The 13,760-nt window shown below is 59.8% G+C and carries 10 protein-coding genes; 4 read left to right on the forward strand and 6 right to left on the reverse strand.

Annotation, left to right across the window (positions count from 1 at the left end; translation table 11 throughout):
• Window positions 1-37: 37 nt before the first annotated feature.
• From LKE90_RS05675 to LKE90_RS05685, 3 genes are all read right to left on the reverse strand, one after another.
• Complete coding sequence (locus LKE90_RS05675; RefSeq protein WP_407066086.1) at window positions 38-2,704, reverse strand: M16 family metallopeptidase; 2,667 nt, start codon at window positions 2,702-2,704, stop codon at window positions 38-40.
• A 215-nt stretch (window positions 2,705-2,919) separates the two neighbouring features.
• Entirely contained in the window at window positions 2,920-3,753 is an 834-nt protein-coding gene (locus LKE90_RS05680; RefSeq protein ID WP_291492959.1) for an SDR family NAD(P)-dependent oxidoreductase, read from the reverse strand.
• A 45-nt stretch (window positions 3,754-3,798) separates the two neighbouring features.
• Window positions 3,799-6,219, reverse strand: coding sequence for a mechanosensitive ion channel family protein (locus tag LKE90_RS05685; protein ID WP_291492961.1), 2,421 nt, complete (start codon window positions 6,217-6,219; stop codon window positions 3,799-3,801).
• A 245-nt stretch (window positions 6,220-6,464) separates the two neighbouring features.
• On the opposite strand from LKE90_RS05685, the gene LKE90_RS05690 reads away from it, so the two are divergent.
• Window positions 6,465-8,432: an OPT family oligopeptide transporter gene (locus LKE90_RS05690; protein ID WP_291493042.1), complete on the forward strand. Its 1,968-nt coding sequence runs from the start codon at window positions 6,465-6,467 to the stop codon at window positions 8,430-8,432.
• A 24-nt stretch (window positions 8,433-8,456) separates the two neighbouring features.
• On the opposite strand, the gene LKE90_RS05695 is transcribed toward LKE90_RS05690, so the two are convergent.
• A complete protein-coding gene (locus LKE90_RS05695) occupies window positions 8,457-9,005 on the reverse strand; it encodes a TadE/TadG family type IV pilus assembly protein (RefSeq protein WP_291492963.1) in 549 nt (182 codons plus the stop codon).
• Window positions 9,002-9,586, reverse strand: a complete 585-nt coding sequence (locus LKE90_RS05700) for a TadE/TadG family type IV pilus assembly protein (protein WP_291492965.1) — start codon at window positions 9,584-9,586, stop codon at window positions 9,002-9,004. Before LKE90_RS05700 ends, LKE90_RS05695 begins: the two co-directional genes overlap by 4 nt.
• A 154-nt stretch (window positions 9,587-9,740) precedes the next feature.
• On the opposite strand from LKE90_RS05700, the gene LKE90_RS05705 reads away from it, so the two are divergent.
• From LKE90_RS05705 to LKE90_RS05715, 3 genes are all read left to right on the forward strand, one after another.
• Window positions 9,741-12,161 carry a heavy metal translocating P-type ATPase gene (locus tag LKE90_RS05705; protein ID WP_291492967.1) on the forward strand — a complete coding sequence of 807 codons (2,421 nt, stop codon included), beginning with the start codon at window positions 9,741-9,743 and terminating at the stop codon, window positions 12,159-12,161.
• A 194-nt stretch (window positions 12,162-12,355) separates the two neighbouring features.
• On the forward strand, window positions 12,356-12,565 hold the full coding sequence (locus tag LKE90_RS05710) for a heavy-metal-associated domain-containing protein (RefSeq protein WP_291492969.1): 210 nt from the start codon (window positions 12,356-12,358) through the stop codon (window positions 12,563-12,565).
• 156 nt (window positions 12,566-12,721) lie between these two features.
• Window positions 12,722-13,042: a hypothetical protein gene (locus tag LKE90_RS05715; protein WP_291492970.1), complete on the forward strand. Its 321-nt coding sequence runs from the start codon at window positions 12,722-12,724 to the stop codon at window positions 13,040-13,042.
• Between the two features lie 6 nt (window positions 13,043-13,048).
• Here the strand turns inward: LKE90_RS05715 and LKE90_RS05720 are convergent, their stop codons facing one another.
• Complete coding sequence (locus tag LKE90_RS05720; protein ID WP_291493044.1) at window positions 13,049-13,594, reverse strand: HNH endonuclease; 546 nt, start codon at window positions 13,592-13,594, stop codon at window positions 13,049-13,051.
• Window positions 13,595-13,760 lie beyond the last annotated feature (166 nt).

Here is a 13,760-nt window from a genome sequence, read left to right on the forward strand (position 1 = left end):
AATCCCTGTTTCAACACGAAACAGGGATCTTGTGAATTTACCAGCGTGGTTGAGGGCCTTTGACAATTTCGGCCAGATCGTCCGGCCTGACCCATTTACTGAAAGCTCCCTGCACATCAGCGGCTGTCGCCTTGTAATAGGCGTGCGCCGCAATATCGGGAGTATCAAGTGGCAGACCCAGTTCGATCAGACGCAGATACTCGCCCGCAATTGCCCCGAGGCTGGCGCGTCCAAGCGGGATACCCCGCAGAAGCGATGATTTGGCGACAGTCAGTTCGTCATCGGTCACCGGAGAAACCTGCATGGCGTGAATGTCACGCAGCGCCGCTTTCCGGGCATCACCAACCTTGTCCGGATCAGCTCCATACGACACCGAATAGGCGCCACGGTTACGGCTCCAGTCGAAGCTGCTGCTGACGGAGTAGACATAGCCCGTCTTCACGCGCAGATCACGATACAGGCGGGATGAGAAACCACCGCCGAGCACTTCATTTCCCAGCGTCAGCAGGAAGTGGTCAGGATTGGTTGGCGTCAGCCCGAGGCTCTCCGGCAAAACAACGGTATCCTGCACGTTGCTCTTGTCCGGCACATGCGAGCGTGAGGTCTTGCTCTCCGGTCTCGTCGGCAGATCGACAACGGGCTTCGGACCGGACGCTTTCCACGCTCCGAACGTCTTCTCCACGACTGTCCGCGCCTGTTCCGGGGACACGTCTCCAGTCATCACAATGGTCGTCATGTCCGGCCGCCAGACAGCGCCGTAATAGGCTTTCACATCATTGAGCGAGAGGCCCATCAATGTTTTCGGCGTGGCTTCACGCAGGCTCGGGTCTCCCTTAGGCGACACGGCCCCCATGACGGCGCGACTGAAAAGATAGCCGGGCGACTGCAACTGTCCGGCCTGCTCCTGCGCTGCCTGCTGCCGGACAATCTGGAACGCCTGCTCCGGGAAGGCCGGCTGGAGTTCGTTTTCCGCAAGCAGGGCCATGCCCTGTTCGAATTTGTTCGACGGCACCCGCAGCGAGAATTCCGCTCCGGCGCTTTCCCACGCAGGCACATCGTCGAGCGCCTTGCGGAACGCCAGTCGGTCATGCTTCTGCGTGCCGTAACCGAACAGCTCCTCAGTCACATCAGCAACACCCTCCTTGCCCTGCGGCTCCTGCAGATCGGAGTTATGGCGGATCAGACCGGCGACCTCGATCGTCTGGCTGACATGCGATGGATGCACGATCAGGATCAGACCGTTTGGCAGCGTCTGCACCAGCGGTGCTTTCGCTGCTTCAGGAACTTCAAGACGGGCCAAAGCTTTTTCAGCCCAGTCAGGCAGCTTGACGGGCTTGTCAGGCGCCGAGGCGAAGGATTCAGCGCCACCAAATCCCTTGCCTTCGATCGGCTTGCCGGAATTCTCCGGTGTCAGGATCGCTGTCACAGCACGGTTCGGGTCCAGCAGGCGCGCCGCCAGCCGATTGACCTCTTCAGGTGTCACGGCACGATAGGCCGCGATCATGTCTTCAGGCGACTGGAGATTCTTAAAGGCCAGAGCCTCCGACCAGCTTTCGGCAAGTCCGCTTACGGAGTTGGATGAGAAGCCAAGCTGAGCAATTTCCTTGACCTTCGCCGCTTCGACGAGTTCGGCGGGAACCCCGTTTTTCCGGATGTCGGACAGGATGGCGCGCACGTCCGTCAGAACCTTTCCAGAATCGCCGCCTTTTGGAAACGCTGCAAGAGCCAGTCCGAAACCGGCTGATTTTTTCGGCGCAAATTCAAACCCGGCGAAAAGCGCCTTGCCTGCGGGCACAAGCTGGTAAAGCGCGCCGCGCTGGCTTGCCAGAACGTCGGAGAGAATATCCGCCGCTGCGAAATCCTTCGCGTCCTGCCCCGGCATCGGGAAAGCGATTGTTGCAAAACCAACCGGGTAATCTGTCGGGAATGTCAGGGTCTGCGCAGGTGCCGGGGCGGGCTTTACAGGTGTGCGCTCCGGCAATGACTTGCTGGGAATGGCCCCGAAAATATCGCGAACCCTGCCGATCGTCGCTTCCGGATCGACATCACCCGCAATCACGAGGATAGCGTTGTTCGGTGCATACCACTGCTCATAAAATTTCCTGAGCAGCGCGGCATCCGTCTTGTCGAAAGAGGGACGTGTTCCCAGAGCGTCATGCTCATAGGGGGTTCCCTTGAACAGGATCGACTGCAACTGAGAAATATACCGGTAAGCCGGACTGGAAAGATCACGCGAGACTTCCTGCTCGATCGCGCCCCGCTCCTTGTCCCAGTCCGCCTCGGACAGGGTCAGCCCCTTCATGCGCAGGGCTTCAATCCGCAGAAGGACGTCCAGATCCTCGGCAGGAGCGGTGTAGTAATATTGCGTGACGTCTTCGGTCGTGTCGGCATTATAACTGCCGCCGAGACGCGCGCCGAGGGCCGCAAGCTGGTCCTTGTCCAGCCCGTCACTGCCGCGGAACATCATATGTTCCAGCGCATGTGCCGTTCCCGGGAAGCCGGCAGGCGCTTCGGATGAGCCGACCAGATAATTCAGTTCGGTCGTAACGACCGGAGCCAGCCTGTCCTGCACGACCACGACCCGCAGACCGTTCGGGAGAGTGGCTCTGGCCACGGACGGCATCTGTCGGGTGGCAGTCTCCGCTTCACGGGCGACCGCCTGAGGAAACAGCGCAACCCCGTCCAGCAGACCGCCTTCCGTCATGCAGCCGCCCAGTGTGGTTCCGGCGAGCAGCGCAGAGCAGAGAAGTGGGCGAAATAAGCCGAAATTCCTGAAAAACATCGTGCAGTTGCAATCCCATAGCGTCTGACTGCGCGGGATCATGCAGGCTGCGGACTGATCTGTCACCTCTTGCAGGCTTTCAAAAACCGGTCATGAAACATTCTTCATGAAGAGAACAGACATGTTCCGGCCCACCCTCAGACCCGCCTTTTCATCCTCGCGTGCCTTTTCATACCCCTTTTCCCGATCCACGTGAAAAGAGGCAGCACGAAACGCAGAAGTTTCGGACAACCCATGCAGATACGCCCGAATATGCCGTCAATCGCGGGCCGGAAATACTCCCCGCCGTGGGCGCTCTCAACCGCCCTGATGACCGTCGCCGCCACGCTTTCGGGCGTTGCGGGCGGATTGACGAAATTCAGGACCGAGCCGCCACTCTGCATTTCCTGCTCAAGCATCGGCGTATCCACCGCACCGGGAAAGATCGACGATACGGAGATTTTTCGCGGCTTGGCCTCGATTGTCAGCGCCAGAGCGAAACTTCTCAGAGCGGCCTTTGCCGCGGCATAAACAGAACTCTCCGGAAGCGGGTAAACCGCCGCCAGCGAGTTGACGAATGCGATATGCCCCCCGCGCCTCACCAGCGGCAGAAGAAGCGAGGTCAGGAAAACCGGCGCTGTGAAATTGACGGCGATCTGTCTCTGAAGGGCATCGGCCTTCAGCCCGTCGATAGCGCCCGGTTCAATGATTCCCGCGCAGTGAACGAGCACCGCAATCGGCGCCCCGGCACTCACGATTGCTGAACCGGCACGCTCTATGTCGCCCGTATCGGCCAGATCACAAACAATATGGGACAGGTGCGGATCACACAAAGACGGCGCACGACGGCTCAGCACCACCACCTCGTAACCAAGTCCGAGCAGGCCACGGACAACAGGAACCCCGATTCCCCCCGATCCTCCGGTGACAACCGCACGGGGCAGCCGCGTGCCGGAGCGCGGTGTTTCGCAGAAATCGGTTGCCTTGGTCATAGTCTGTCCCTGAAAAACCGGGCGTATGTCCGGTCGGATCATACCTTAGCCGCTGCTTTCCTGACTGGCGACTATTCCATTTTTCTCAAGCGCATCCCAAACCACGAGACGGGCCTCGTTGGCAATGCCATCAACACTCCGGGGCGAAGCGGTTTTGCCGGAAATCTTCACAATCACCCTGTCGAACTGGATATCAGCGATCGTGACGGAAGGAGCCGGGGTTGCCAGCAGCCCCTCCACCGTCCCCAGAGCCTCGTCCATCAGAGGGATGACCTTCGACAGGTCCGTGCCCAAAGGCAGCCCGATGGTGAAAGACATGGCGCCCACAGGACGACCGAAAGTCGCGTTTCTGACGGCCGATGTGATGAACTGCGAGTTCGGCACGATCAGAGTCGAACCGTCCGGAAGGCCGATATCCGTCGAACGCACGCTGATACGCCGGATATCGCCCGTCTTGCCGCCGATCTCCACCAGATCACCGATGGTCACAGGACGTTCAGCCAGAAGGATGATGCCGGACACGAAGTTCTGCACGATTGACTGGAGACCAAAACCGATACCGACCGACAGGGCGCTGACCACCCACGTCATGCTGCTGACCGTCACGCCGATGGACGACATGACAATCAGAATGATCCCGATCCACGAAGCATAGGTGAAGATCGTCAGGATCGACGTCTGCCCGCCCTTGTCCAGAGCGGTGGTGGGGAAAAAACGCTTTGTCAGCCACCGTTTCACGATTTTGATGCTGTAATGCCCCACAACCGGGATCAGGAGGCATTTCAGCAGAACATCGAAGGAGAGTGTGACACCGCCGATGCTCTGTCCCAGCACGACTTTGCCGATATTTCCTGAAATCACGCCGAAATCGAAATCACCACCCGACTGCGCCACGGCGACCGCGACAAAGAGCAGAAAAACGCTGAACAGACCGGACAAAACGGTCATCATCTGGTCAATGATCCGGTCAGGCATTCCCATGGAGACGAAATAGCGGCCGATCCGCCCGGCGCTCAGGAGTTCGGTTCTGGAGAAATCGTTGACCAGAAGATAGACCAGCGCGAGGCCGAACAGTGTGATGACCATGGAACAGACCCATGACAGGGTCGTATAGCCGAGCGGAATATACCCCAGCAGCATGGCGATAATACTGAAGACAGAGACAAGGGAGAGAAGCATTCTCGTCACCCGGCCCAGCATGCTCTGACGCACCACGCCACCTTCCGCGATCGGGGCGGGATGACGTTCAATCTGGAGCGGGATCGACAGAAGCAGCGGAGCGGCAAGGAGGATGAACCCGGCATCCAGCAGTTGCACCGTGGTCTGGCCCAGTCCGGCTTCCATATCAAAATACCGTAACGCGCCACGGAAGAAGATCAGCAGCGCGAACCACACCACATGCCAGCGCAGGGCTTTCGCCGCATTGTCGCTGATCGGGAGCACCCGCCAGTCCGGGTTTGTGGGAGAGAGCGTGGCGAAGCCTGCTCCCAGAATGAAACCGATCAGCGGAATCTGTGTGCTGATCATGCCCGCCATACTGGCGAGAGCGCTTCCATCCGGCATATCGCCGCCCGTAAGACCGAGCCATAACGCACCGGCGGACAGCGAGGCGCAGACGAGGCAGAGGGGCGCGAACAGAGCCGCCGCCGTGACACGCCGCAGCCTTCCATCCGGCAGCACTCTGGCGGCTGCCCGCCTCACCTGACGCAAAAGCAGAAAAGGCGCTGCAATCAGGCAGCCAGCGGCGGCGAAAGCCCCGAGCAGACGGGCGATTCTCCACCCCCGCACATCCTGGATGATGGTTTTGCGGGCTTCCGAATACAGCGTCAGAACACTCTGTTCGGTTGCGGAAAACTCGTTTGATACGCTCAGCCAGAATGTCGGTGTGACCGGGGAAGCAAAGCTCTGGAGAAGCAGGGCCTGTTGCACGGCATCCGTTCTCTGACTGAGGACTTCCGAAAGAGCCCGCGCCTCCAGCGCGTAAAGACGCGCACGCATGAGACGACTGTTCAGATCATTCTGGGCCCGCAGGAGCAGTTGGCGTTGTCTGGTGATTGAAGCGGGCTCCGACGACGCATCTTTCGCGGGCGCTGTCCCGAGAACATCCAGAAGGTTCTTGTAGGTCTTCTCGTATGGCTCGAGTCTGGCGACCATGCCCTTGGCGGAAGCTTCATCCGTGGAAGCCTGCTGCGCCAGTTCATTCACGGCGATCTTGTGGACCCCGCCTGTTTTCCGCACATCGATTCGAGCCTGATAAACGCTCCGAATGGATGCTTCCAGACTATTCAGGGCATTGTCAGAGACAACGGTTGCGGGAACGGCAATGAGGGAATCCTGATCGGGCGCATCGTCGGCAAAAGCCGGAGACATCATGAACAGCGCCATCAGGCACAGAAAAAACCCCTGAAACAGATCTTTTTTCAGCGCGGAAACCTGATCATCCTGCCGCTTGCATATTCCAAACATCAACAAACCTGCCCGCCATTCCACTCTCACAGATGGCGCTGACCGTGGGTCACGCACATCAGATGATCTCATTGATAACTCACAGAAAGCATTTTCGTTCGCTTCGGGCCAACAGTCATTCCCACCGCTTCGTCTTTTCGTCATGATACGGCTGTCTCATGAAGGCTTGGCTTACGATGGCCGCTTGCAACGTGCGGACAAGCGTCTTGGTCGCTGATTTTCCTTCTGTCTGGCTGGGAGGCCCGATGCCGCATTCCGATACGTCGCGCGAACTGACTGTGCGTGGCCTTGTTCTGGGCGCCCTGATCACCGTCGTCTTCACCGCTTCCAACACCTATCTGGGTCTGAAAATCGGGCTGACCTTCGCCTCCTCGATCCCGGCGGCCGTGATTTCCATGGCCGTCCTGAGACTGCTGGGAGGCGGGAGTCTCCTTGAGAACAATATGGTCCAGAGTCAGGCCTCCGCAGCCGGAACCATCTCGACCGTCTTCGCCGTTTTCCCGGCTCTGATCCTGATCGGCCACTGGAACCATTTTCCCTTTCTTGAAACGGCTGGCCTGACGGCGGTCGGTGGCATGGCGGGCGTTCTGTTCACCATTCCGCTGCGTCGCGCCCTCGTGAACGACAGCCCTCTCCCCTACCCTGAGGGTGTCGCCGCCGCCGAAATCCTGCGCGCCGGACATGAAAGCGCCTCCGGTGAGGCGTCACATCGCGGCCTGAAAGCCCTGATCGGCGGCGCTGCTGTGTCAGCAGCCGTTTCCTTTGCTTCCGGAGGGCTGCGTCTCCTCACCGACGGTGCGACCACCACCTTCGCACTGGGCGCCAGCGTGTTCCGGCTGTCCTCCGGCTTTTCCCTCGCGCTTCTTGGTGCCGGATACCTTGTCGGCGCGGCAGGAGGACTGGCGATGCTGTTCGGCTACATGCTTTCGTGGATCGTGGCTGTGCCCTGGCTGACCGCCACCACACCCAATCCGGATCATCTTGACGCCGCATCCTTCGCCACGTCGGTCTGGGCGCACAAGGTCCGGTTCATTGGCGCAGGAGCCATCGCGACCGCTTCCCTGTGGACGCTCGGAGAACTGGCGATTCCGGTTTTCCGTGGTATCAGAAGCGCACTCGGCAGCACGGCGACCAGCGCAGAGAGGGGGGCCGGCACAGGGGCAGACACAGGGAAAGATCTGTCTGCGCGCACGATCATGATCACAGGCGCATTGCTGTCGGTCGCGCTGTTTCTGCTGTTCAGCCTCTTCCTCTATCCCTTCACCGCACATTTTGTCGTGCCTGCGCTGTTCGGAACGGTTTTTCTGGGAGTGTTCGGTTTTCTGACGGCCGCGACCTGCGGCTATATGGCAGGGCTGGTCGGATCATCATCTTCACCCATTTCCGGCATTGTGCTGCTGGCGACCGTTCTGGTCTGCTCGCTGCTTATGCTGATGGATCATCTGGCGCTGCTCCCATCAGTTTTCTCAGCCGACGATCACCATCTGGCCATCGCCTTTGCGATGGTTATCCTGTCAGCGATCGTGGCGGCGGCCTCCATCTCCAACGACAATCTTCAGGATCTGAAAACGGGGCAACTGGTGGGAGCCTCTCCATGGCGGCAGGAAGGCGTTCTCCTGCTGGGCTGCGGCATCGGTGCGCTTGTTGTGCCTCCCGTTCTGAACCTGCTTTATCAGGCCTATGGTTTTACCGGAGCAATGCCGCGTCCTGATATGGACCCGACACATGTCCTCGCAGCCCCTCAGCCTGCCATCGTCACCATGATCGCTTCCGGTATTTTCAGGCAGAATCTCGACTGGAGCATGCTCGCGATCGGTGCTGCTACCGGCATGGCGCTGGTGGCGCTGGACCGTATCCTGCGTTTCCGCAAACTGTCACTTCCGCCTCTGGCCGTCGGGATAGGCATCTATCTGCCGCCCTCCGTCTCTACGACCCTTGCTGTCGGCGCCTGCCTCGGATGGCTTGTCAAAAAAGCAGCCTCCCGCCGAGACGGGCAGACGGATGAGGGCACCATGATCGCCTCCGGCCTGATCGTGGGAGAAAGCCTGACAGGCGTTGCTCTCGCCGCCGTTTCCGGTCTGACCGGCAGTGACAGTTTTCTGGCGGTCGGCGGCGGCCTTCCCGCTCCATGGAATGGAGTTGCCGGCCTGCTGGTCTTTACTGCCGTCTGTCTGTGGTTTGCCCGCCGTGTCACGAAATCCGGAGGGGCGTGAACGCACCTCCGGTCGCAGACATGCTCAGTTGGATGAAGATCCCAGCGGGATGGAGGTGGAACGCCGCGGCACCATGAAAAGACTCTGGTAGAATGTGATGCCCGGCACAATGTTGTTTGCGACACGCGGGGTATAATTATAGGATATTTCACCCAGAATCAGGTATGTGCCGCCAGACGTCGAGGTGGTGGAACCGGCCGGGATCGCCACACTCGCCCCTACTGTCCGGGGGTCGGTATTGAGCGCACGGCTCCAGACCACTGTCCCTGATTGTCCGTTTGACGCGACCATGATTTCTGAAACCGTCATCTTGGCAGAGCTTGACGGATATGGCTCCAGAACCAGCGTTGAAGCCTGTAGGGCCAGAGTCAGGTCGCTATCCGCCACAGACGTATACTGAGTCGTCACGTCGGCAAGGGCGTGCGCCGCGCCCGTCACCTTACGCGACACCACGACAGCCTCTTCCAGCGCGGTGCCGCCAATCAGCATGATCAGCAGAATGGGTGTAATAAGCGCAAACTCAACGGCTGCAACGCCTTCCCGCGCACGAAGAAAGGCATGGAAGGACTTCATGAAGACGGCTCCACCTTGATCACCGCCGTCGAAATGATCAGTCGTGACCCATTGTTCAGGGTTGCCGCCGTAAAGCCGTCGAGAGACTTCATTACGGGAAGCATGTACATCAGTTCAAACACGACGATACTGCCCGCAGTGCCCGGATCGTAACTCATGGAGTTGGTCACAGCGCCTGAGGAATCAAAGGACAGTTGTGGCGCGGTCGTGCTGGCGTCCGCGAAGCTGCTGACAGAACGCACATTCACAAGAAGGTTGGAACAGCTCATGTACGACGGCAGGACCGCGCAGGCCTGACTTTTGAATTGAGCCGCATTGCCGGAGGCGGGAGCCTGTCCGGTCAGAATTTCTCGCGAAAGCTGGTCGGAAACGGCGTCGAGCGCGCTTTGCGTAAAATAGACGACACTCATCACCAGACTGGCCAGAATCAACGCAAAAAGCGGCAGGCAGACGAGTGCAAACTCAATTGCGGCAACTCCCTTCTGATCGGAAATCCCTTTTCTTGTCTGGCTGAGCAGGACCGAAAAGAACGTCGCTCTACGCCCTGTTCTGCAAGCTGAAGAATGTGTCTGACTTTTCATCCAGCATTCCAGACAATGACCCTGTGAAAGCGCACGGGATGGGACTACCGTTCTGTTGAAGGTAGAACGGTTATAACCTCCCTCTCTCTTAAAAACAGGTTTACGACCTCCAGACAGTCGCCACTCCGTAAGGAATGGGCTCAAGGGCACGCACATGACAGACGCAGCGGACATCCAGCAGACCCGGAGGGAACAGACGACGACGTTCGCCCTGTCGGTGGAGGGCATGACCTGCGCGGCCTGCGCGACGCGGCTGGAAAAAGTCCTGAATCGACTGACAGGTGTGTCCGCCCACGTCAGTTTCGCAACGCACAAGGCGGCGCTCACACTTGTCCCGGATCACGCGGGTCTGAAAGATGTGACGGACGCCGTGGCGCGGGCCGGATTCAGCGTCGTTCCGGAACACGTCACCCTCGCCGTCGAAGGCATGACCTGCGCGTCCTGTAGCGCCAGACTCACCAAGGTTCTGGAGCGTCAGGAAGGCGTGTCCGCCAACGTCAATCTGGCGACAGGAAAGGCCGAAATCGACTTCATTCCGGGCGCTGTTTCGATCAGTGATCTGATCGAAACCGTCACGAAGGCCGGTTTCAGCGCCACCGTGGCCGGCACCGACGACACGGCCCGCAAGGCACGACGCGATCGGGAAAAGCATCGTCTGCAGCTGGAACTGGCCGTCGGCATTCTCCTGACGGCTCCCCTGCTGCTGGACATGGTGGGCGGCATGAATCTGATGCTCCCGCGATGGATTCAGCTTGTTCTGGCCACGCTGGTCCAGTTCGGTCTCGGCGCCAAATTCTACCAGGGAGCATGGGCGGCGCTGCGCGGTGGCGGCGCCAACATGGACGTCCTTGTGGCGCTCGGCACGACAGTAGCATGGTGCGCGAGCGCCGTTATCACCGTCCTAGGGCTTCCGGAGCAGGTCTGGTTCGAATCAGGGGCGACCGTTCTGACACTGGTCACCGCAGGACGGCTGATGGAGACCGGTGCCAGGAACCGGGCGGCTGCCGGAGTGGAGAGGCTGGCGCGGCTCCAGCCGGTCACCGCGCATGTCGAAACACCGCAGGGCGTACAGGATCGTCCGGCGGCCTCTCTCGCTGTCGGCGATGTGTTTGTGATCCGCCCCGGTGAGGCGGTGCCGACAGACGGCGTGATCCTGAGCGGCGAGTCCAGTCTGGATGAAGCGATGCTGACCGGGGAAAGCATGCCGGTCGGACGCGGTCCCGATGATCCGGTACGGGGCGGCACGGTCAACGGCGTCGGGGTGTTGAGGGTCCGGGCGATGGCGGTTGGAGCGGATACGGCGCTGGCCCGGATTACCCGCATGGTGGATGAAGCCGAGGGATCGAAAGCGCCAATAGAACGGCTGGTTGACCGGATTTCCGGTATCTTCGTGCCGGTCATCCTCGCCATCGCCCTGCTGACGCTTGCTGGTGGCTGGCTCGTCACGGGCTCGTTTGACCGCAGCCTGATCAACACGGTCGCCGTGCTGGTCGTGGCCTGTCCCTGCGCGCTGGGTCTCGCCACCCCTACGGCGATCATGGTCGGAGCCGGTCGTGGCGCAGCGGCAGGATTGCTGTTCCGCTCCGCCGAGGCGCTCGAACAGACGGGACGTATCGGCGTTCTTTTAATGGACAAGACCGGCACCCTGACGGAGGGACGTCCCCGCGTGTCAGGCCTGTTCCCGCAGGATGATGCGACTGAATCCTCACTTCTCGCTCTGGCGGCAGGACTTGAAGGAGATTCGTCTCACCCGCTGGCCGGAGCCGTGCGGGACGCCGCGAACGCCCGCCAGATTGCGCCGGATATCGTAGCCGACAACAGGGCCGTTGCCGGACATGGGCTGGAAGGTTCTGTAGGAGGTGTCCCCGTGAGGCTGGGCTCGGCACGCTTCCTTGAAAAAGCGCCGTCAGGTGAGGCCATGAGCGCGATGGAAACGGGGCAGACGCTGATCGGTGTCGAAAAAAGCGGTCGACTTCTGGGCTGGATTGCGGTTGCCGATACCATCCGTCCCGATGCGGCGCAGGCCATCTCCCTGCTGAAACATTACGGCATCCACCCGATCATGGTGACGGGCGACACACTGGCCGCCGCGCGCAGGGTCGCGAACACCGTGGGGATTACCGATATACAGGCCGAAGTTCTGCCCGGTGACAAGGCGGACGCCGTGAAGCAGGCCCGTGCCACTGCTCCCGCCGGCACGCTGATCGGGATGGTCGGCGACGGAATCAACGACGCCCCTGCCCTTGCCAGCGCCGATGTCGGTATCGCCATGGGAAGCGGCACCGACGTTGCGCTGGAAACAGCCGATGTCGTGCTGATGCGTTCCCGTCTTCTGGCGCTGGTGGATGCCGTCAGCCTCTCACAGGCGACCTCGCGCAAGATACGGCAGAACCTCTTTTTCGCCTGTATTTATAACGTGCTGGGAGTCCCTCTTGCGGCTTTTGGCGTCCTGCCCCCCATGCTTTCGGGCGCGGCGATGGCGATGAGTTCTGTCTCGGTCGTGACCAGCGCCCTGCTGCTGAACCGATGGAAACCGCTTGCCACCGTGAATACCGGAGCGCCAGAGCGGAGCTGATCCTGTTCAAATGGAAACGGCTAAACTGATGAAGAGACCCATAAACAATGAGTCAGGGCGCTTGCACTGGACAGCCCGCGCTCAATGCAAGTGCTCCGGCCATCACGGCCAGCAGTGGACAAACCGTGCCGGTGGGTGGATGTTTGGTGCAAAGCTGCTCTGAAAATCAGACACATAATCAAGGGAGAACGATCATGGAATCCACAACGCTCATGGTAGAGGGCATGACCTGTGAGGGGTGTGTATCATCGGTCAAGCGTGCGCTGGAAGCCATTCCCGGAGTGAAATCGGCTGAGCCGTCTCTGGAAAAAGGGACTGTGAAGATTGAATATGACCCGAAGGAAACGGGTCCGCGCAACTTTACGCCGTCCATCGAGGCCGCAGGGTTTGAAGTCGTCGGCTGATTGCAGTCCCCGTCATGGCATGGACGTCATGCGAACAGCACGCGGGGGGGATGCCATCGCCCGTCTTCCCCGAGGCTGGCAGTCATGGCAGAAGCTGTCGACAGACAGGTATGGGCACAGCCCTTCCTGCCTGACAGAATTCGAGACGAACGAGGAATGACAGTGGCGTCTTCAACCGCTTCCCGCCTGCGCAGAAACGTCAGAAACTGGCTCGTTCCGGGCGTGCTTGTCTGTCTCTCGGGCTGTGCCGCCGAGACAGGGCGGATGTGGAACGATACGGATGTGTCCTGTCTTCGCAAGCAGATGGGCAGCGCTGTCCACCTGTCGTTCCCGTTGGCGGCCAATACCTGCCAGCGCATGACCAATCATGGCTTCATAATCGGCGAGGCGAAGGCGAAGCCCATACCGCTTGAGCTGCACAATGCGCCCGACCTACAGGCGATGGCGGAAGAATACGGCTACAGCTACAGCAAATAGGCTGTTTCAGCTTTCCAGTTCAACATCCCAGTAGAGATAGTCCCGCCAGCTATCGTGCAGATAGTTCGGAGGGAAAGCCCGCCCGTTATCCTGCAATTCCCAGGAGGAGGGCTGGGCAGGCTGCCGACGCGGGAACATGCGGATTTCGTGCGGCATCCGCGAGCCTTTCAGCAGATTACAGGAACTGCACGCCGTGACGATGTTTTCCCATGTCGTCCGTCCCCCACGGCTGCGGGGAATGACATGATCGAATGTCAGTTCGTGGGTGGGTAGCTGGTCATGGCAGTACTGGCAGGAGAAGTTATCCCGCAGGAAAAGATTGAAGCGGGTGAAGGCCGGTCGGCGCGCCGTAGGGACGTATTCCTTGAGCGCGATAACGCTCGGAAGACGCATGCTGCAACTGGGGGAATGCACTTCCTCGTCATATTCGCTGAGCACGGATACGCGGTCGAGACAGACAGCTTTGATCGTATCCTGCCACGACCAGAGCGACAGCGGAAAGTAGGAAAGAGGTCTGAAATCTGCGTTCAAAACGAGCGATGGATAGTGCATACTGCCAGACGACAAGGCGCGCTTCCTTTTCCCGGAGACGGCTCATGATCCTCATTTGGCAAACTCGAAACTGCACACCAATGGGTCACGCGTCGTCGAGAAGTGTTACCGAAGTATAAGCGCAGCTTTTTTCAGACTGCAAGAAAAGTTCGGTCCATGAATCATG

It is taken from the genome of Acetobacter sp. (genome assembly GCF_022483985.1).
In the GTDB taxonomy this organism is placed as follows: domain Bacteria; phylum Pseudomonadota; class Alphaproteobacteria; order Acetobacterales; family Acetobacteraceae; genus Acetobacter.

Coding starts and splice junctions, on each gene's coding strand:
- LKE90_RS05715 (WP_291492970.1), top strand. CDS start 12,722: ATGACAGTGGCGTCTTCAACCGCTTCCCGCCTGCGCAGAAACGTCAGA.
- LKE90_RS05690 (WP_291493042.1), top strand. CDS start 6,465: ATGCCGCATTCCGATACGTCGCGCGAACTGACTGTGCGTGGCCTTGTT.
- LKE90_RS05705 (WP_291492967.1), top strand. CDS start 9,741: ATGACAGACGCAGCGGACATCCAGCAGACCCGGAGGGAACAGACGACG.
- LKE90_RS05710 (WP_291492969.1), top strand. CDS start 12,356: ATGGAATCCACAACGCTCATGGTAGAGGGCATGACCTGTGAGGGGTGT.
- LKE90_RS05685 (WP_291492961.1), bottom strand. CDS start 6,219: ATGTTTGGAATATGCAAGCGGCAGGATGATCAGGTTTCCGCGCTGAAA.
- LKE90_RS05695 (WP_291492963.1), bottom strand. CDS start 9,005: ATGAAGTCCTTCCATGCCTTTCTTCGTGCGCGGGAAGGCGTTGCAGCC.
- LKE90_RS05720 (WP_291493044.1), bottom strand. CDS start 13,594: ATGCACTATCCATCGCTCGTTTTGAACGCAGATTTCAGACCTCTTTCC.
- LKE90_RS05700 (WP_291492965.1), bottom strand. CDS start 9,586: ATGAAAAGTCAGACACATTCTTCAGCTTGCAGAACAGGGCGTAGAGCG.
- LKE90_RS05675 (WP_407066086.1), bottom strand. CDS start 2,704: ATGACGGAAGGCGGTCTGCTGGACGGGGTTGCGCTGTTTCCTCAGGCG.
- LKE90_RS05680 (WP_291492959.1), bottom strand. CDS start 3,753: ATGACCAAGGCAACCGATTTCTGCGAAACACCGCGCTCCGGCACGCGG.